The organism is Saccharopolyspora sp. NPDC047091 (assembly GCF_040643635.1).
GTDB lineage: Bacteria > Actinomycetota > Actinomycetes > Mycobacteriales > Pseudonocardiaceae > Saccharopolyspora_C.
This window is the reverse complement of the sequence record NZ_JBEYUS010000098.1, coordinates 1-18,165: the sequence shown is the minus strand read 5'-3', so window position 1 is coordinate 18,165 and position 18,165 is coordinate 1. Positions and strand designations below refer to the sequence as shown.

Sequence of the window (18,165 nt, the reverse complement as noted above, 5' to 3'; positions counted from 1 at the left end):
GGCAGGCGCGCCGCTCGGGGCGCCGAGCGGCGCGGGTCAGGGGGCGCCCCGAGCGGCGCGGCTCAGAGGGCGCCGACGGCGCCGGGTCAGGCCTTCGAGCCGAGCGGCTCGGACCGGCCGTGAGATCCGCGACCGCCCTGGCGAGGCGCGTCCGCAGACCTCACCCGCGCCACCCGGACCCACTCCCCCGCGCCACCCGGCGGTCTCGACGTCCCGGCGGATCCGTTGCGCCGGCGCGGAATCACCGAAGATCCCGACACCGCCGATGCCGAGCAGGTGACCGAGTGCGTCCGGCGCACCGCGGTACCGACGCCCCGCCGCACCCGCCACCTCTGCCCAGGCGGCCACGCCACCGACCATCCGCTCCCCCGTCGCGGCTCCGGCAGCCGCTCCCCCACCGCGATCCGGACATCCACGTCACCGGCATCCGCGCCGTCCACCGCGCGCCAGGCATCCACGTCCCCGGTCGCGCGCAGCAGGTGCGGCTCCGCGGTGCCGACGAGCCGCACCGCCTCGGCCGGCCGCAGCGGCGTGGCCGGCGACGTCCCGCGGCTCGATGCGGGCGCACCGGACCTGGCGCGCCGCCGACCGGACTGGCTCGCCCACCCCGGACGTCTCGCCCCGGCGACCGCGAGCCCAGCGCGCCGGACGTTCCCCCGCGAACGGGCGGGTTCGCCGACCCGCGGGCTCCGCCCCGCTCCTCAGCCGGTTCCGGGTTCCTTCCCGAACATTGGTTTCACTCGACACTGAAGCAATTGCTCTGTTCGATGCCACCGGCGCGCGGCTCACCCCAGGTGAACGGCCCGGATCACCGGGAACCGCTCACCTGGCGGGTGGCGCCGATCAGGGCCTGCGGTCGCGGAAGGTGCGGCGCAGGTCGTCCACCCAGGCGGTGGGGTTCTCCCACGGGATGAAGTGCCCGCCGCGATCGTGCGCGGTGACGTTCACGTGGTTGAACCAGGCGCCCTGCGGCCCCTCCTCGAACGCCCGGACCCGCTCGGCGGCGGTGCGGATGCCCGGCGGGTTCTCGTAGCCGACGAAGGTGAGCCCGACCGGCGCCTGCACCACCGGCTTCCGGTCGTGGGCGGGAGTCCACGGGTACCGGTTGGCGTTGGCGTAGTAGCGCAGCGACGTGCCGATCGAGTTCGTCGCCCAGTAGATCGTGGCGTGCGTGAGCAGCTCGTCCCTGGTGAACACCGATTCGAGCGCACCACCGTTGTCGCTCCACGAGTTCCACCGCTCCAGCAGCCACGCGAGCAGCCCGGCCGGTGAATCGCTCAGCCCGTGCGCCAGGGTCGCGCCGTCGAGCACGTGCACGGCGAGGTGCGAGGCCGAGCGGCGGTCCAGCTCCACGATCCGGTCCCGCACCTCGGCGGGCTGGTCGTCGGTGAGCGGCCGGTTGCGCGCGAAGTCCCAGGCGCGCGGGCCGGTGAAGAAGTCCAACGGCAGCCCGGAACCGATGTGGATGCCGTACAGCTCGTCGGCGTACTTGTGCCCGAGCTGGCTGGACACGATGCCGCCGATGTCGCAGCCCCCGGCGGCGTACTTCTCGTGCCCCAGCACCTCGGTCATCAGGACGTGCCAGAGGTCGGCGACCTTCCAGAAGTTCACGTCGGGAAAACCGGTCAGCGGCCCGGGGAACCCGAAGCCGGGCAGCGACGGCACGATCACCTCGAACGCGTCCGCCGGGTCACCGCCGAACGCGGCCGGGTCGGCGAGCGGGTCGATCACCTTCGACCAGTGCCAGAACGTCCACGGCCAGCCGTGGGTGAGGATCAGCGGGATCGGGCGTGGCCCGCGGCCCGGTTTGCGCATGAAGTGCACCGGCACTCCGGCGACGGTCACCTGGTAGTGCCCATAGGAGTTGATCGCGGCCTCCGCGGCCCGCCAGTCGTAGCCGTCGCGCCAGTGCTCGACCAGCTCGCGCAGGTAGCCGGCGGGGACGCCGTAGGACCAGTCCGCGTTCCCCTCGTCCAGCGGCGATCTGGTCGCGGCGAGGCGGGCGCGGAGGTCGTCGAGCACCTCGCCCGGCACGTGGATCGGGTCCGGTTCCAGTGGGAAGGGGCGCGCGGTGGTCATCAAGTGGTCCTCACTCGGCAGGGGGTCGGTCCGCGGAGCCGGTGCCGAGCGCCGACGCGGTGTGCGCGCGGCGCTGCGGCACCGGCGCGAACGTTCGGGCTGTGCGCAGTGAGACTTCCACGCCTCCCGCGCGGGCGACAGCGGCCGAGTGGCCCGCACGCCGCGGCGCGATGCCGGATTCCGGGTGGGCAGCGCGCCGAAGCTCGCGCCTCCGGCCGGTGAGCTGTTCTGATGGGGGCATGACAGAGCTGCGCACCCTGGGTTCCTCCGACCTCGCCGTGTCCCGCCTCTGCTTGGGCGGCAACGTGTTCGGCTGGACCGCCGACGCGACCGAGTCCTTCGCCGTCCTCGACGGCTACACCGCCGCGGGCGGCAACTTCATCGACACCGCCGACTCGTACATGACCAGACCGGACAACGAGCCCGGGCAGTCCGAGCGGATCATCGGCGACTGGCTCGCCTCCCGCGGCAACCGGGACGAGGTGGTCGTCGCGACGAAGGTCAGCAACCACCCGGACTTCCGGGGGCTCGCGCCCGACACCATCAAGGGCGCGGCGGAGGCCTCGCTGCGGCGGCTGGGCACCGACCGGATCGACCTGTACTACACGCACTTCGACGACGAGTCGGTGCCGGTGTCGGACATCATCACCGCGCTCGACGAGCTGGTGCGGGCGGGCAAGGTCCGCGCGATCGCCGCCTCCAACATCAGCCCGCAGCGGCTCGCCGACTCGCTGGAGTTCTCCGAGCGGGAGGGGCTGGCCCGCTACGTCGCGCTGCAACCGCACTACAACCTGGTCTCCCGGGACACCTACGAGGGCGAGCGGCGGGACCTCGTGGAACGCGCCGGGCTCGGCTGCGTGCCGTACTTCGCGCTCGCCTCCGGGTTCCTCACCGGCAAGTACCGGCCGGGGAAGGACGTGGACAGCGTGCGCAGCGAACCGCGGCTGGCCGGGCGGTACGCGGACGACGAGCGCGGCGCACGGGTGCTCGCCGCGCTGGACGAGGTCGCCGCGGCGCGGGGTGCGGCGCACGCGACGGTGGCGCTCGCGTGGCTGGCGCAGCAGCCGACGGTGGTCGCGCCGATCGCGTCCGCCCGCAGCACCGAGCAGCTGCCCGCGCTGCTGGCGATGCACGACCTGACCCTCACCGCCGAGGAGCTGCGCGCCCTGGACGCGGCCTCCGCCTGACGCGCACCACACCGAGGTGAATGGCCCATCCGCCCAGCCACGTTGGTCGAATGGGCCATTCACCTCAGGCGGGGGTGCTGCCGATCACCGCCACCCGAACCCCCGAACGGACCAGCGGCGCATACGATCACCCCCGGCCCGACGAATGCGACCGATCCGAACGGGAATCCGAACATGAGCGAGCACGACCACGCCGACGGCCTGGCGCACCCGCGCGTGCCGATGACCGGGCGCGACCCGGAGGAGGGCGGCCGCGTCGCCTCCCCGCTGGAGCTGCTGTTCGACCTGACCTTCGTGGTCGCCGTCGGCACCGCGGCCTCCTACTTCGCCGAGACCATCGCGGAAGGCCACGTGCTGCCCGCGATCGGCGCCTTCGTGCTGGCGATGTTCGCGATCGGCGTCGCGTGGATCAGCTTCAGCTGGTTCGCGTCCGCCTTCGACACCGACGACTGGCTGTACCGGGCGCTGACGATGCTGCAGATGGTCGGCGTGGTCGTCTTCGCCCTCGGCCTGCCCGCGATGTTCACCGGCCTCGCCGAGGGAGATCACCTGGAAGTGCGGGTGATGGTGCTCGGCTACGTCGTGATGCGGGTCGCGATGGTCCTCCAGTGGTGGCGGGCGGCCCGCGAGTCCCCCGAGTACCGGTCGGTGGCGTTCGCGAACATCCGCTGGACGATCATCGCCCAGGTCGGCTGGGTGGTGATCGCGTTCCTCGAACTGCCGATCGGCGCCGGTCTCGCCGCGTTCACCGCGTTCGGACTGCTGGAACTGGCGCTGCCCGTGTTCGCCCAGGGCCGGGCGAACGGGACGCCGTGGCACCCGCACCACATGGCGGAGCGCTACAGCCTGTTCGCGATCATCACGCTCGGCGAGGGCGTGGTCGGGACCATCGCCTCCTCCAGCGGACTGCTCGGCGGCGGCAGCGGGATGAACTGGAGCGGCGACGCGATCGCCGTGGTCGTCGCCGGGGTCGGGCTCACCTTCGGCATGTGGTGGGTGTACTTCGCGGTGCCGTTCGGGGAGATCCTGGACCGGCGGCGCGGCCACGGGTACCTGTTCGGCTACGGGCACGTCCTGGTGTTCGCCGGGATCGCCGGGGCCGGGGCCGGGCTGCACCTGGCCGGGCTCCAGCTGGAGCACCACTCGACGGTCGGCAACGGCACGGTGGTGCTGGCGCTGGCCGTCCCCGTCGGGCTGTACCTGCTGATGGTCTACCTGCTGCACGAGGTGCTGCTGGCGCAGGTGGACCGGCTGCACCTGCTGCTGATCGCGATCACCCTCGCGGTGCTGGCGGCGGCGGTGCTGCTGGCCGCGGCGGGCGTGGGGATCTCGGTGTGCCTGCTGGTGGTGATGCTCGCGCCGTGGGTCACCGTGGTCGGCTACGAGACGATCGGGCACCGGCACCAGCGCAGCGCCCTGGACGGGCTGCGGCAGCGGTGATCGCTCGCCGGTGACCCCGGAACTCCGGTGCCGCGGCCCGCTCAGCCGGTGCGGTCGGCGCCGTCGAACGGCAGGCCGCGAGCGAGCACCGCGGTGCCCGCGAGCCCGATGGCGGTGGCGAGCAGCACGCCCGCCGCGCCGACCCCGCTGGCGACGAGGCCGACCGCGCCGGGCAGCACGACCTGTCCGGCGCGATTCCCGGTGAGCCGCAACGACATCGCGCGCCCGCGCAGGCCGGGCGGGGTGGATTCGGCGAGCCACGACATGGTCAGCGGCTGCCCCACGCCGAGCCCGAGCCCGGCGAGCAGCACCGCCACGGCCAGCGCCCACACCGGCACCGGTGCGGCGGTGACCGCGAGCCCCACCGCGGCGGCGGTGATGCTCAGCACCAGCAGCTTCCGGCGGCCCAGCAGCCGGGTGGTGCTGCCGAGGAAGAACCGGGACACCATCGAGGCCACCGCCCGCAGCCCCAGCAGGGCGCCGACCACGCCGGAGGCGATGTGCCGCTCCGCGCCGAGCGCGGGCAGGTACACCACCGACAGGTCCACCGCCGCCAGCACCACGCAGCTCGTGCACAGCGCGGGCAGCAGGCCGGGCAGCCGCAGCAAGCCCCGCACCCCCGTCGAACCCTCCGCCGCGGGGCCGGTGGACGGCGCCCCGCTGGTGATCCCGAACGAGCACACCAGCAGCGCGACGGCGAGCGCCGTCGCCCCCCAGAAGATCGGCGTGGTGTCCGGGATCGCCGCCGCACCGCCGAACACGACGATCAGCAGCGGCCCGACGGCCTGCCCGAGCGAGGCGGCGAACGTGTAGTAGCCGAACGCCGCGTCCAGCCGCGCCGAGGACGTCATGTTCGCCACCAGCGCCTGCTGCCCGATCACCGAGCACAGGTGCGCGGTGCCCAGCAGCACGTTGCCCACCACGAGCCCCAGCACCGAGCCGCCGAGGGCCAGGAACGCCGCGCCCGCCGCGCACATCAGCACGCCGCCCGCGACCATCACCCGCCGCTCCCCCAGCCGGTCCACGATGTGCCCGGCGGGCAGCGCCAGCACCAGCGGGACCAGCGCGAAGCTGCCGGAGAGCACGCCCAGCCAGGACGCGGGCACGTCCAGCTCCAGCGCGCGGTAGGAGGTGGCGGGCCGCAGCACGAACGTGACGACCTGGGTCAGCACCGCGTGGACCAGCAGCACCCACACCCGCCGGTCGAGCTTCACGAGGCGCCGCCGTGCAGCAGGCTGCGCGCGGACCGGGCGCTGAGGCTGGCGTCGATGTGGCTGCGCATCAGCTCGGCCGCCGCGTCGGCGTCCCCGGCGATGACGTGCTCGGCGAGCAGCCGGTGCTCGTCGTCGCGCTCGTTGCGCTCCGCGGAGCTGCGGCCTTCGGCGAGCGCGTGCATCCGGTACCGGTCGGCCTTGTCCCACAGGCCTTCGAGCGCCTCGATGAGCAGGTCGTTGTGCGAGGCCCGGTAGATCGCGGCGTGGAACCGGCGCTGCTCGGCGAGCTGCTGCAGCGACGGGTCGTTCGGCAGGGCCCGCTGCTCGTCGACGGAGCGGCGGATCTCGACGATGTCGTCCTTGGTGCGGCGTTCCGCGGCGAGCGCGGCGGCCATCGGGTCCAGCACCCGCCGCAGCTCCACCAGGTCGCGGACCTCTTCGCCGCTGAGCTGGGTGACGCGGGCGTCGCGGTGCGCGTCGAGCTCCACGAACCGTTCCGTCATCAGCCTGCGCAGCGCCTCCCGCAGCGGGGTGGTGCTGATCCCGATGGTGCGGGCGAGCGTCGCCTGGTTGAGCACCGAGCCCGGCGGGAACTCGCCGGAGAGGATCTTCTCGCGCACGCTCACGTAGGCGTACTCGCTCTTGGTCATGCGCGCTGCAGCCGGTTCGTCCATGCACCCGCCCTTCGATCGCTTATAGCCTCGCACATCGGCGCGGCCGGATGCATCGAAGGTGTCATCGGCACAGGTGGTGACGTCGGCGACAGCGGGACCGGATCTCCTCGGACGCCGGATTCGACCCGACCGCCGACGGAGGTTATAAGCTAGGCGACGCTCACTTCGAGGCGTCCTTGCCGCGCTGCCAGAACAGCACCCCGCCCTGCGCGACGGCGGCGAGCGCCACGAGGCCGACGGCGAGCCCCGTCATCCAGGACCAGCCGACGTAGAACGCCAACCCGACCACCAGGGCGAGGACGATGAGCGTCCTGATCAGGAACAACGTCATGCTCCGCGTGCTCATCAGGACACCCCTCCCCGTTCCGGACCGGCGCCGCGCCGCCCCCGCGGAACCCTACCGACCGGCTGATCAGCGGTCGTACCGACCGGACTTGACCGCCCCCAGGAACGCCGCGAACCCCACCGCCGACGCGACCAGCACCGGAGACTCCGCACCGAGCTTGCTGTCCCGGAGGAGCGCCCGCCCGGGCACGTTCACCGCCACCTCCACGCAGTTTCCGCCGCTCTGCGAACGACTGCTCTTCCGCCACGTCGGCATAATCCGATCCACCATTGCCCACTCCCGTCCTCACAACACGATGTCCCCAGCGATGCTACGAACAAGATCAAGGGACTGGGAGGTCGACAGGGCGGAGGCACGCACTTCGTCGAAGAGGTAGTGACAGGCCTGCACTTCCGGGCGTTCGTCCACGACGTGACCGCCCAGCGGCGACTCGAGAAATGCCACATCCTCCCCCTCGTCGAACCGGAGGACGGTCAGCGATCCACTCTGGCAAGCGTAAGCGCCGACATTCAGGGGAAGGACCTGCAACAGAACGTTGGGGCGATCGGCCACCGCGATGAGATGCTCGAGCTGCGCCTGCATCACCGCCCACCCGCCGACCGGCCTTCGCAACGCTTCCTCCGCCACCACGGCTCGCAGCTCGAGCGGAGTCGACTCGTCAAGACGGCGCTGCCGTTCCATTCGAGCGGTGACCCGCGCGTCGATGTCCGGCGGGTTCGTCAGATAGCGGCGTAGTCCTTGGTCTGCAACAGCCCTGGGATGAGCATCGGCTCGAAGGTGAGCATTTCTCGAGCCTCCGACTCGAACGCGACGAACGGCGCAGCCCACACAGGAAGCCGATAGCTCTCCCACCAACCGCGCTGCGAGGCTTCCGGCCGCAGCTCCTCGAGTTGCACCCGAACCTCGGCTGACGCGTCGTAGATCTCGAGCAGCCGTCGAAGCTCATGAGCCTTGACGACCGATCTTCCCTTCTCCTGATGCCTGATCTTCGACTCCGAATAGCCGACCAGGTCAGCAGCGTCGTGCGGAGAAAGCCCCTTCGCTTCCCGAAGATTCCGCAGCCAAGACCCGAGTTGTCGACGCCTGGCAGTGGGTGCAACGGACACTCGTGATCCTCCGATTGAGCGATAGACGACCTGACGCGTCAGCCAATAGAGTCTGACGCGTCAACTCTGAGGACGATACAAGGGGGCAACTTGACGGATCAAGCTATCGGCCCACCGCAACGCCACTACTGGCGCCCGGCCGGGGACGGCCGCAGGCACGCGTTCCGGGGTTCGCGGTGGGACGGGCGGACGACGGAGACGACGTCGGTGTGCGGCGACGAGGTGACGTTGTCCGCCGACACCGACGAGACCACGTGGGTCGTCGCACCCAGCTGCCTCGACTGCAACGGCCTGCTGCTGCGGGAGAAGCGCGGCGGAGGCAGGCATGGATGATCGAGGGCTTCGCGGTCGATGCGACCGGGCTGGTGCACGTGGCGGAACTGCGCAGCGGCCGGACGCTGTGCGGTGCCGTTGTGCAGGCGGCGCGATCGGCGGCCCCGGCGGGCACCTGTGGGTCCTGTGTCGCGGAGACGCTGCTCAGCCGAACACGGCGAGCGGCCCGCGTCCCGCACCGGCCGAGCCTGGGGCCCGCGGCCCGGGCGGGCGCCGATGGCATCGTGTCCTGCGGTGTGCTGGAGGCGGCCTTCCCCGCGCCTGCGGCGGACATGTGCGCGGACCTCTGGACCTCGTCCGGGCCGAACATCCGGAGCTGACCGACCGATGTCCCCGTTGCCCGGCCGCGACCGGGCACGAGGGGCCGTGCCCGGACTGACCCCGCTCGACTTCGGGTCCGGTCCGCCGGGCTCGTGCGCACCTCCTGCACGCCGCGGCCTACCCCGATCCGGCCGCGCGACGGAGGGCGGGAATCCCGCACCTGCTCGCGCGGGTGCGGGATTCTCCGCGTCCGGACCGGGTTGCTCCGGGAGCGGGGTTCGGGGTGAGGTCGGGGGATGGTGGAAGTCGTGCTGCTCGAAGCGGACGTGGACGGCGGGCTCGTGGACGCGGTGGCGGAGTTGCTGGGGGCGCAGGTGCGGGCCGGGGCCGCGCTCGGGTGGGTCGAACCGCCACCGCGCGCGGAGATCGCCGAGCTGATCGGCTCGCTCGTCGCCGCCGGGCCCGGCGAGGCGGCGTGCGCGGTGGCCCGGGACGCGGGCGAGCTCGTCGGCTTCGGCTACTGGCGGCGCTACGCGCGGCCGACGCACCGCCCGCACGCGGACCTGGAGAAGCTCGCCGTCTCCCCCGCCGCCGGCGGGCGCGGGATCGGCCGGGCGCTGCTGCGCGCGCTGGTCGAGAGCGCCCGGGCGGCCGGGGTCGAACAGCTCACCCTCGACTTCCGCGGCGACAACCACGCCGCCGAGCACCTGTACCGCTCCGAGGGCTTCGTCGAGTGCGGGCGCCTCCCCGGCTTCGTCGCCCCGGCCGACGGCACCCGCCACGACAAGGTCCTGCACGTCAAGGACCTGCGCGGTCCGACCGGCTGAAAACCCCCTGGCACGAGCCGAGATCCCGCTACGCTGATCCACTGATCACGATCGTGGGGTGCGGCTGATCCAGGGGGAACAGCATGGCGGACGAGGACGAGGAGAACGACCGGAACGAGCGGCCGAAGTCCAGCGATGTCCCCTGGGCGGCGATCATCGGCTTCGCCGCGTCCGTGGCGACCGTGCTCGGCTTCCTCGGGTTCCAGAACGTCGGCGAGATCCGGGATTGGGTGGCGTCCGGGCCGAGCACGTCCGCCGCGCCGTCCTTCGACCGCTACGCCGCGGACACCTCGGAATCCGACGATGACCGGACGACCGAGGAATCGGAGACCACCGAAGCGTCCGAGAGCTCCGAGGAGACGACCACCGCGGAAACGACCTCCGACGAGGAGGAATCCGAATTCGACCCCGCCGACCTGGACGACGAGGACACCGACCCCACCCCGTTCACCCCGGCCGCGCTGCTCGTGAACTCGTTCACCACCGATCGCGGGACCACGTACGAGCTGGTCTCCGCGGGCGCGACGCCCTGCGGGCAGGCCTCCGGCACCAGCGAGGCCGTGCGGACCGCCCTGCACTCCTACCGCTGCGAGACCGCGATGAGCGGCGTCTACCTGGTCGACGACGACAGCGCGGGCGAGGACGCCCAGGTCCTCGTCTCGGTGCAGGTCATCCCGTTCGACACGGCCGCGGCCGCAGGCGGCGCCCGGGCGAGCATCAACGGGAACGGGAACGGGGACTTCGGCGTGTGGTGCCCCCGGTCCGGGATCGGCCGGCACGCCTGCTCGGCCGACTACACCGAAGCACGCAGGTACGGCTACCAGCGCATCGACCACCGCTACCTGATCGGCGTGTCGGCGGTGTACGCGAACCTGAGCACGACCAGGGACCCCGAGCCCTGGCTGATCGAGGCAGCGGCGGAAGGCGTGTCGGCGAACGGGCCGCAGCACGACGGCTGAACCGGATTCACCCACGACCGCAAGCAGCGCCCCGATTCGCAGCGGACATCGCAGCACCGTCGAATCGTGCGATGAACTTTCGCACCACATGCACGAAAACCGCAGTGGAACCGAAAAGCGCACCCCTGTTCCGCGACACGGCGCAATTTCCACGCCCGAACAGTCCCACACGACCGCCGAAGGGCTTAATCTCCGATTCGGGGGAATTCCACTGAGCTGGAGCCGCGATGAACGAGCAGAACCGACACCGCAACACCATGTCCGGCACCAGCGGCCGGACGGTCCAGGTCGGGGCCGTCCAAGGCGACCTGACCATCACCGACGGGCGGGCACGCCGCAGGCTGGCCGCGTGCGCGCCGCTCGCCGCCGTCGCCCTGGTGCTGGGCACATCCCCCGCGACCACGCCCGCACCCGCGCCACCGGCACCACCGCAGGCCGCGGAATCCAGTGCCCCGCCACCACCGTGGGAGGTGTCCTCGTCCGGGAGCGGCCACGGCGACACCGAGCTCTCCTCCCGCTCCGGCACGCCCGACGGACCGCACAGCAGGGCCGAGTGCGCCGGGTCCGGGGCGAACACGCAGTGCAAGGTCTCCTCCGGGGTGACCATCACCCCGCCGACACCGGGCGGATGAGTCGAGCGGCAGCAGACCCGGCCGGGCCGATTCACCCGTGGTGGCGCGAGGAATCCGGTGTGGAACGGGTTGCGGCGGGCGCGTTGAGGCTGCCGAGGAGCGCGAGGGCTTCGGCGGACGGGCTGCCCGGTTCGGCGCGGTAGACCATCAGCTGCTGGCCGGGGGCGCTGTGCACCGAGAACGTCTCGTAGCTCAACGCCATCTCCCCCACCTGCGGGTGGAAGAACCGCTTGGACTCGTGCGCCTTGCGCCGGACGTCGTGCCGGGCCCACAACCGGCGGAATTCGGCGCTGTGCAAGGACAACTCGCCGACCAGCTCCACCAGCCGGGGATCGTCGCGGTCGAGGGCCGCGGCCGCGTGCAGCCCGGCGACGGTGTTCTCCGCGATCCGCTCCCAGTCCAGGAAGAACCGGTGCGCGTCCGCGTCGAGGAAGACCATCCGCACCAGGTCACCGCTGTAGGTGTGCCCGCCGTAGAGGGCGGCGCCGAGCTCGTTGTCGGCGAGGACGGTGTAGTAACGGTCCAGCACGACCGCCGGGGTACCGGGCCAGGACTCCAGCAGCCGCAACAGGTTCGGGCTCACCCGCTCCGACCTCGACGGGCGCCGGACGGTGCCGGGCCGGGTGAGGCGGTGCAAGTGGGTCGTGGCCTCCGCGTCCAGGTGCAGCACCGTCGCCAGCGCGTCGATCACCTGCGGCGAGGGGTTGCGCTCCCGGCCCTGCTCCAGCCGCACGTAGTAGTCGGAGCTGACCCCGGCCAGCGAGGCGAGCTCTTCGCGGCGCAGCCCCGCGACCCGCCGCCTGCCGACCGCGGGCAGGTTCCAGTCCTCGGGCCGGACCTGGGCGCGCCGGGCGCGGAGGAACTCGCCGAGGGGGTTGTCGCCGTCCATGCCGTCCAGGCTAAGCGCATCCGGCGGCCGGAGGGTGGCCGCGGAACTCCTAGGCAGCGGCGGCGGGCACGGGAAAGGCGGGCCGTCCACCCCACCCGGGGAACGACCCGCCTTCCACCCTCCCCGACCCGATCTCAGGTGCGGGCGAGCCACTGCGCGGCGTCGCGCACGCCCGCCGCGGTGATCTGGTGCCCGCCAGGGTGCCAGTGGGTGGTGATCTCCGCACCACGAGCGGTCAGCGCCTCGACCAGCCCGTTCGCGGCGGCCAGCGGTGCCATCGGATCGTGCTGCCCGTTGCCGAGGAATACGCGGGTGCCGGTGAGGTCGTGTTCGGGCGCGTCCGGGACGGGCAGCATCGCGGCGAACAGCACCGCCTCGGTCAGCACGTCGGGCCGCAGCAGGGTCAGCGCGGCCGCGATGTTGGCGCCGTTGGAGAAACCGACCGCGACGAGCCGCCTGCCGCGCCAGCCGTAGGCGTCCACGGCCTCGGTGAGGAAATCGGCGAGCTGGTGGGTGCGGGCCACGACGTCCTCGGTGTCGAACACGCCCTCGGCGAGCCGCCGGAACCAGCGGGCCGCGCCGCCCTCGGACACCGGCCCGGCCGGGGCGAGCACCGGGGACCGCGGGCTGAGCTGCTCGGCCAGCCCGCGCAAGTCGCCCGGCGAGCCGCCGGTGCCGTGCAGCAGCACCAGGACCGGCGCGTCCGGATCGCCGTCGGCGTGCTCGTGCGGCAGGGACAGCGCGGTCACTCCGCCACCTCCGGGTTGTTCTCGGCCGGCAGGTCCAGCTTCGGCAGCATCCGGTCGATGTCCGCGCGCTTCGGCTCCAGCCACGGCGGCAGCTTCAGCGCGCGCCCCAGTTCCAGCAGCGGTTCGTCCGCGGTGAAGCCGGGTTCGTCGGTGGCGATCTCCAGCAGGGTGCCGCCGGGTTCGCGGAAGTAGATGGAGCGGAAGTACTGCCGGTCCAGGATGGACGTGACGTTCACCCCGTCGCCGAGGAGCTCCTCCCGCCACGCGGCCTGGGTGGCCTCGTCCGGCGCCCGCCACGCCACGTGGTGCACCGCGCCCGCCGCGACCAGGCCGCGCGGGGCGTCCGGGGTGACCAGCACGTCGACGAAGGCACCCGGTCCGCCGTCCCCGGCGGTGAACCGGAGGCGGTTCTGCTCCTGCGCGGCGAATTCGAGGCCGAGGCCGCGGAACATCTCGGCGGTCGCGTCCTCGTGCGCGACCGACAGCGTCACCGAGTGCAGGCCGCGCACCCCGTGCTCGGCGGGCACGGTGCCGCCTTCCCACGGTGCGCGCGGATCGCCCTGCGGGTGCGCGACCAGGGACAGCGCCAGGCCGTCCGGATCGCGGAAGGTCAGCGCGTCCTCGCCGTCCCGGTTGTGCACCCGGCTCGTCTCGACGCCCTGCTCGGCGAGGTGACGCTGCCACCAGCCGATGGACGCCTCGGGCACGGAGAACGACGTGGTGGTGGCCTGGCCGGTGCCGTGCCGACCGCTGGGCGCGTCCTTCCACGGGAAGAAGGTCAGCAGCGAACCGGGCTTGCCGGACTCGTCGCCGTAGTAGAGGTGGTAGGTGCCCGGGTCGTCGAAGTTGACCGTCGTCTTGACCAGGCGCAGGCCCAACGTCCGCAGGTAGAAGTCCGCGTTGCGCTGCGGATCGCCCGCGATCGCCGTGACGTGGTGCAGCCCGCTCGTCGCGATGCTCATCGAATTCTCCACTGCTGGAAGGGGAACCCGCGTCCTGCCGGGCGCGAGTGCACGGGTGTCCGGCGGTCCTCCCGCCGAAGTCCCCCCGATCGGGAGGACCGCCGGAGCTTCCGCCGCCCGCAGGGCCACCGAAGCGGTCGGGCGGAAGCGGTCAGGCGCCGTTCTTCAGGCGCCGCGCGATCTCGACGACGCGGCGGGCCTGCACCCCGGCGGCGGTACGCGTCTCGTCGTCCACCGGCAGCTGGCCCTGGGCGTCGACGTGGCTGGTGCCGTACGGGTTGCCGTCGATGAACTTGGAGCCGTCGGTGTAACCGGGGCTCACGATGATGCCGCCGAAGTGGTGGATCGTGTTGTACAGCGCGAGCAGCGTGGACTCCTGGCCGCCGTGCTTGGTGGCGCTGGAGGTGAAGCCGCTGTAGACCTTGTCGGCCAGCAGGCCCTGCTGCCACTCGCCGCCGAGGGTGTCGATGAACTGCTTGAGCTGGGCGGCGATGTTGCCGTAGCGGGTGGGCGAACCGAAGATCACCGCGTCGGCCCACACGACGTCGTCGGCCGCGACCTCCGGCACCGACCGGGTGGCCTCGACGTTGGCGCGCCACGCGGGGTTCGCGTCGATGGCGGCGTCGGGGGCCAGCTCGGGCGCCTTGCGCAGGCGCACCTCGGCGCCGGCCTTCTCCGCCTCGGCGACCAGGGCGTTCGCGATCTCGTTGATCGTGCCGGTCGACGAGTAGTAGATGACGCTGAGCTTGACGGGGTCGGCCATGAACAACTCCTTCGCGGGGCCGGGCGTCGAACCCGGCCTGGGTTTCCTCCGGGGAGCTCGGCGGCTCCTCGGCGAGGACCCTACTCAGATTTTCTCTTCCTCGCAAGATACTTTCCGGCGAAACAGCGAGCAGGTAGACTCACCCGGGCGAACCAACCATTCGAGGGGAGAACAGGTGAGCGGCGGTAGCGCCACGAACGCGGGGCAGGCGGCGGGGAACGCGGCCACGCACCCGGATCCCGGCGCCGACGACGACGAGATCGTCACCTGGTGGGGACTGGTGATCGAGGGCTATCACCTCACCCAGGAACGCCTGATGAGCGAGATCGCCGACCGCTTCGGCCTCGCCCCCGGTTCCTTCGACATCCTGCTGCGCCTGGTGCGCTCGCCCGAGCACAAGATGCCGATGACCCGCCTGGCCCGGGAGGCCGCGCTCAGCAGCGGCGGCTTCACCAAGGTCGCCGACCGGCTCGCCGCCGCCGACCTCATCGTGCGCGAACCCTGCGACACCGACCGCCGCGTCACCTACGCGGTGCTCACCGAGCACGGCCTGGACATGGCAGAGCGGGCCCGCGAGGCGTGCGCCGAGATCCTGCGCCGCCGCGTCCTCGCCCCGCTCGGGCTGGACCGGTCCGAGGCGCTCGCCGAAGCGATGCGCACGCTGCGCGCCGCCAACGGCGAGGATGGGCTCTACTAGCCGCGCAACGGCAACCGGGCCCGCACCGACCAGCCGCCGTCCAGCTCCACCAGCCACGCCTCGGCCAGCAGCGCGGGCGGTGGCAGCGCGCCCGCCACGTGTTCGGCGATCTCCCGCGCCCGCTGCGGGGTCACGTCCAGCGCGACCGTGACGTGCGGGTCCGGGTCGCCGTACCTGCCGTCGTACGGGCGCAGGTCCCAGCGCGCGGCGAGTTCCGCGGTCAGCTCGCGCAGCGGGCCGTCCGGTTCGGGCCGCAGCGGCACGAAACCGTCGTCGAGGTGCCGCTGCGCCACGTCCGCGGTGAACTTCACCCGCAGCGGCGCGCGGCGCCCGATGAGCTCGGCCAGTTCGGCGAGCGCCGCCTCGTCCACCTCCGGCAAGAACGGGTACAGCACCGTGAGGTGCGCGGGCAGGCCCGGCCGCACCGCGCCGGGGAACCGCTCCCCCACCTCGCGCAGCAGCGCGTCGGCGGCGGGAACGGGGAACAGGACTGCGGTGGCCGCGGGCATGACTCCCTTATACCGCGCCGAGATCTCCCCGTCCCGCCGAACGGCGGACGCCACCGGACCGTTCAGGCGAACGATCCGCCCGAGCGGATGATCAGGCCCGGCCACGCGGCACCGGCCGTTGGCTAGGCTGGGTGGCCGATCGGACCCCGGCGCGCGGCGGTCCGGATACCCGGACGGCGAACAGGAGCGTGCATGGTGGTCAGGAAGCGGGATCCGGCGCGGACGCTGGCACTGCTGTGGCGAGCGCCGGAGCACCGCTCCCGCAAACCCGGGCTCGGCGCGGACGAGATCGTGCGGGCCGGCATCGAGCTCGCCGACGCCGACGGCCTCGCCGCGCTGTCGATGCGCGGCGTCGCCGAACGGCTCGGCGCGGGCACCATGTCGCTCTACACCTACGTGCCGAGCAAGGAAGACCTCATCGACGTCATGCTCGACACCGTCTACGGCGAGACCGAGCCGCCCGGACCCGACCTCACCGGCTGGCGCGCGAAGCTGGAGCACGTGGCGCGGCAGAACTGGGAACTGCACCGCAAGCACCCGTGGACGCTGGAGATCGGTACCGCCCGCCCCGTGCTCGGCCCGCAGGAGACCGCGAAGTACGAGCGCGAACTGGCCACGGTCGACGGCATCGGGCTCACCGAGGTCGAGATGGATTCGGTGCTGAGCCTCGTGCTCGGGCACGCGCGCACCGCCGCGCGCGGGGCCGCGGAAGCCGCCGACGCCGAACGCCGCACCGGGCTCACCGACGAGCAGTGGTGGCAGGCGCACGCGCCGCTGCTGGACCGGCTGATCGACCCGGATCGCTTCCCCACCGCGGCGAAGGTGGGCACTGCGGCGGGTTCGGCGCACGGTGCGGCGACGAACGCGGCGCACCACTTCGAGTTCGGATTGGCCCGCGTGCTGGACGGCGTGGAGGTGCTCATCCGCTCCCGCGAGCGGTCCGGGAGTTGACGAGACGCCCGCGCACGCCGTTGTGGGCGGACGTCCCACCGGGAGGGAACCACATCGGCGCGCGCCGATCCACTTCCGGCGATCACCGCAGGGGTTCCCCCCGCGAACCGCGGCTCACCGCCCGTCTCGCTGCTGCTGCCGCGTAGTGCTCGGGTAGCGGATCAGCGACTTCCCCGCTGCGGGATCGATGTCCGATGCATGTCCGGCACACGGCGACATCGCCGTCCTCGCGAGGAAGCCGCAGAACCCGCTGCGGTGCCGGTGTCTCAGGTGGTCGTCCGGCTACGCCGCTGACCGGAACCGACACGACCCGCCGCGCAGGTTCGGAGACGGGCGGTCAGGGCGCCGCCACCGGTCGCGGCCGCGTGATCAGGGTGTCCTCCGGGGCGCGCCGCGGCGTCGGCGGGACCGGGGTGCCGTAGCCGATGCGCAGCACCGCCTGCGGTTCCAGCGTTCCGCCGAGCAGCGCGCGGAGTTCGGCCCGGGTCTCCCGCACCTCGATCACCTGGGAGAGCATCGAGGCCGACAGCCCCAGCGAGGTCGCGGTGAGCAGCAGCCGCTGCATCGCCTCCCCCGCTTCCAGGTCGGCCTGCCTGCCGCGGCCGTAGGAGCACAGCACCAGCAGCAGCGGATCGTCCTCGAAGTCCTTGCCCGGCACCCGCGGCCTGCCGCGCCCACCGGCGTAGTCGCGCAGCACCCATTCGTCCTGCGGTTCGCGGACCGGGCCCGCCGAGGCGGCCTGCACGCCTTCCGGCGCACCGTCGCGCAATCCCGTCCACTGCGCCAGCTCCGCGCGGAACGCCGCGTCGCCGAGCTGCCGGTCGTGCGCCCGGCGCACCAGGCCGAGCAGTTCGGCGCGCTGCGGGCGGTCCACCACGTGCAGCCAGGAGTGCTCGGCGGACACCGAACCGACCAGCGCGGTGCGGTGGGCCTTCGACACCGGGGACGCGAGGAACGGGCGCCGGTTGGTGCGGCGGGCGGTGATGGCGCGCAGCAGCGCGGAGTGCTCCGCCCGCACCTGCACGGAGCCGCCGCGCCGCACGTGCGCCAGCAGCTCCGGTTCCCGCTCGCTGGGCAGCAGCGTGACCAGCGGGCGCACCCCGACGTGTTCCAGCGCCAGCCGCAGGTCGTACAGCGCAGCCCCGCAGCCGAGCCGCAGTTCCCGGTCCTCCGGGTCGGTGCCGGGCATCCGGCGGCCGAGGTCGGCGTGCAGCTCGATCACGTCGGAGGTCACCCGGAACAGCCACGGCTGCCGGTTGTGCAGCGACGGGGCCCGGCCCGCCAGCCGCAGCACCTGCGCGACCTGCTCCGGCGCCAGCCCCAGTGCCGCCGGGAATGCGGACACGCCGTCCATGACCTCGTCCTCCTGCCCGCGGGAGCGCCCACTACCTCGCGCGACCACGATGCAGCCCGACCACCCCGCGCGGACATGGGCCAAAGTCCCCCATCCCCACCACGACCAGCAACGACTTCAGCCGAGCAATCCCGAACCGCCTCCGAACAGGCGCACATCATCTCGCCTGTCAGCGGCGAAGCCGCTGAGCCGCCGACCACCCGAGCAACTCGCACCGCCACGGGTGGCGGAAC

22 protein-coding genes are annotated in these 18,165 nt (G+C 72.6%); 9 read left to right on the top strand and 13 right to left on the bottom strand.

Annotation, left to right across the window (positions count from 1 at the left end; all coding sequences use genetic code 11):
• Window positions 1–843 precede the first annotated feature (843 nt).
• Complete coding sequence (locus ABZ805_RS27345; RefSeq protein ID WP_358446175.1) at window positions 844–2,079, bottom strand: epoxide hydrolase; 1,236 nt, start codon at window positions 2,077–2,079, stop codon at window positions 844–846.
• A 239-nt stretch (window positions 2,080–2,318) separates the two neighbouring features.
• Between ABZ805_RS27345 and ABZ805_RS27340 the strand changes: the two genes are divergently transcribed.
• Entirely contained in the window at window positions 2,319–3,266 is a 948-nt protein-coding gene (locus ABZ805_RS27340; RefSeq protein ID WP_358446172.1) for an aldo/keto reductase, read from the top strand.
• 174 nt (window positions 3,267–3,440) lie between these two features.
• Window positions 3,441–4,706 (top strand): low temperature requirement protein A, encoded by a 1,266-nt coding sequence (locus ABZ805_RS27335; protein ID WP_358446169.1) that lies wholly within the window; start codon window positions 3,441–3,443, stop codon window positions 4,704–4,706.
• A 41-nt stretch (window positions 4,707–4,747) separates the two neighbouring features.
• Here the strand turns inward: ABZ805_RS27335 and ABZ805_RS27330 are convergent, their stop codons facing one another.
• The 6 genes from ABZ805_RS27330 to ABZ805_RS27305 all read right to left on the bottom strand — a co-directional run bounded on the left by ABZ805_RS27330 (window position 4,748) and on the right by ABZ805_RS27305 (window position 8,046).
• The gene (locus tag ABZ805_RS27330) at window positions 4,748–5,920 is read right to left on the bottom strand and encodes an MFS transporter (RefSeq protein ID WP_358446166.1); all 1,173 of its coding nucleotides are present in this window, start codon (window positions 5,918–5,920) and stop codon (window positions 4,748–4,750) included.
• Window positions 5,917–6,570 (bottom strand): GntR family transcriptional regulator, encoded by a 654-nt coding sequence (locus ABZ805_RS27325; RefSeq protein WP_358446163.1) that lies wholly within the window; start codon window positions 6,568–6,570, stop codon window positions 5,917–5,919. Before ABZ805_RS27325 ends, ABZ805_RS27330 begins: the two co-directional genes overlap by 4 nt.
• Window positions 6,571–6,754: 184 nt before the next feature.
• Window positions 6,755–6,940, bottom strand: coding sequence for a hypothetical protein (locus ABZ805_RS27320; RefSeq protein ID WP_358446161.1), 186 nt, complete (start codon window positions 6,938–6,940; stop codon window positions 6,755–6,757).
• Window positions 6,941–7,006: 66 nt separating this feature from the next.
• Complete coding sequence (locus tag ABZ805_RS27315) at window positions 7,007–7,195, bottom strand: DUF397 domain-containing protein (protein ID WP_358446181.1); 189 nt, start codon at window positions 7,193–7,195, stop codon at window positions 7,007–7,009.
• 30 nt (window positions 7,196–7,225) lie between these two features.
• Entirely contained in the window at window positions 7,226–7,768 is a 543-nt protein-coding gene (locus ABZ805_RS27310; RefSeq protein WP_358446158.1) for a DUF5753 domain-containing protein, read from the bottom strand.
• Window positions 7,660–8,046, bottom strand: coding sequence for a Scr1 family TA system antitoxin-like transcriptional regulator (locus ABZ805_RS27305; RefSeq protein WP_358446155.1), 387 nt, complete (start codon window positions 8,044–8,046; stop codon window positions 7,660–7,662). The genes ABZ805_RS27310 and ABZ805_RS27305 overlap by 109 nt, the downstream gene beginning before the upstream one ends.
• Before the next feature lie 90 nt (window positions 8,047–8,136).
• Here ABZ805_RS27305 and ABZ805_RS27300 point away from each other — a divergent pair, with 90 nt between their 5' ends.
• The 5 genes from ABZ805_RS27300 to ABZ805_RS27280 all read left to right on the top strand — a co-directional run bounded on the left by ABZ805_RS27300 (window position 8,137) and on the right by ABZ805_RS27280 (window position 11,058).
• Window positions 8,137–8,379: a zinc finger protein gene (locus ABZ805_RS27300; RefSeq protein ID WP_358446152.1), complete on the top strand. Its 243-nt coding sequence runs from the start codon at window positions 8,137–8,139 to the stop codon at window positions 8,377–8,379.
• Window positions 8,376–8,699, top strand: a complete 324-nt coding sequence (locus ABZ805_RS27295) for a hypothetical protein (RefSeq protein WP_358446149.1) — start codon at window positions 8,376–8,378, stop codon at window positions 8,697–8,699. Before ABZ805_RS27300 ends, ABZ805_RS27295 begins: the two co-directional genes overlap by 4 nt.
• Before the next feature lie 237 nt (window positions 8,700–8,936).
• Window positions 8,937–9,467, top strand: coding sequence for a GNAT family N-acetyltransferase (locus tag ABZ805_RS27290; protein ID WP_358446146.1), 531 nt, complete (start codon window positions 8,937–8,939; stop codon window positions 9,465–9,467).
• 83 nt (window positions 9,468–9,550) lie between these two features.
• On the top strand, window positions 9,551–10,426 hold the full coding sequence (locus ABZ805_RS27285) for a hypothetical protein (RefSeq protein WP_358446143.1): 876 nt from the start codon (window positions 9,551–9,553) through the stop codon (window positions 10,424–10,426).
• A 227-nt stretch (window positions 10,427–10,653) separates the two neighbouring features.
• Entirely contained in the window at window positions 10,654–11,058 is a 405-nt protein-coding gene (locus ABZ805_RS27280) for a hypothetical protein (RefSeq protein WP_358446141.1), read from the top strand.
• A gap of 31 nt (window positions 11,059–11,089) precedes the next feature.
• Here ABZ805_RS27280 and ABZ805_RS27275 read toward each other — a convergent pair whose 3' ends face one another.
• The 4 genes from ABZ805_RS27275 to wrbA form a co-directional block, all read right to left on the bottom strand.
• On the bottom strand, window positions 11,090–11,947 hold the full coding sequence (locus tag ABZ805_RS27275) for a helix-turn-helix transcriptional regulator (protein ID WP_358446138.1): 858 nt from the start codon (window positions 11,945–11,947) through the stop codon (window positions 11,090–11,092).
• A gap of 134 nt (window positions 11,948–12,081) precedes the next feature.
• Window positions 12,082–12,696, bottom strand: coding sequence for an alpha/beta hydrolase (locus ABZ805_RS27270; protein WP_358446135.1), 615 nt, complete (start codon window positions 12,694–12,696; stop codon window positions 12,082–12,084).
• Window positions 12,693–13,658, bottom strand: a complete 966-nt coding sequence (locus ABZ805_RS27265; protein WP_358446132.1) for a ring-cleaving dioxygenase — start codon at window positions 13,656–13,658, stop codon at window positions 12,693–12,695. The genes ABZ805_RS27270 and ABZ805_RS27265 overlap by 4 nt, the downstream gene beginning before the upstream one ends.
• Window positions 13,659–13,809: 151 nt before the next feature.
• Window positions 13,810–14,421 carry an NAD(P)H:quinone oxidoreductase gene (gene wrbA, locus ABZ805_RS27260; RefSeq protein ID WP_358446130.1) on the bottom strand — a complete coding sequence of 204 codons (612 nt, stop codon included), beginning with the start codon at window positions 14,419–14,421 and terminating at the stop codon, window positions 13,810–13,812.
• Window positions 14,422–14,680: 259 nt separating this feature from the next.
• Here wrbA and ABZ805_RS27255 point away from each other — a divergent pair, with 259 nt between their 5' ends.
• Complete coding sequence (locus ABZ805_RS27255) at window positions 14,681–15,118, top strand: MarR family transcriptional regulator (RefSeq protein WP_358446178.1); 438 nt, start codon at window positions 14,681–14,683, stop codon at window positions 15,116–15,118.
• Here the strand turns inward: ABZ805_RS27255 and ABZ805_RS27250 are convergent.
• Window positions 15,115–15,627, bottom strand: a complete 513-nt coding sequence (locus ABZ805_RS27250; RefSeq protein WP_358446127.1) for a 2'-5' RNA ligase family protein — start codon at window positions 15,625–15,627, stop codon at window positions 15,115–15,117. The two genes, ABZ805_RS27255 and ABZ805_RS27250, sit on opposite strands and share 4 nt — an antisense overlap.
• A 192-nt stretch (window positions 15,628–15,819) precedes the next feature.
• Between ABZ805_RS27250 and ABZ805_RS27245 the strand changes: the two genes are divergently transcribed.
• Window positions 15,820–16,578, top strand: a complete 759-nt coding sequence (locus ABZ805_RS27245) for a TetR/AcrR family transcriptional regulator (RefSeq protein WP_358446124.1) — start codon at window positions 15,820–15,822, stop codon at window positions 16,576–16,578.
• Window positions 16,579–16,915: 337 nt separating this feature from the next.
• Here ABZ805_RS27245 and ABZ805_RS27240 read toward each other — a convergent pair whose 3' ends face one another.
• Window positions 16,916–17,932, bottom strand: a complete 1,017-nt coding sequence (locus tag ABZ805_RS27240) for a nitroreductase family protein (RefSeq protein WP_358446122.1) — start codon at window positions 17,930–17,932, stop codon at window positions 16,916–16,918.
• Window positions 17,933–18,165 lie beyond the last annotated feature (233 nt).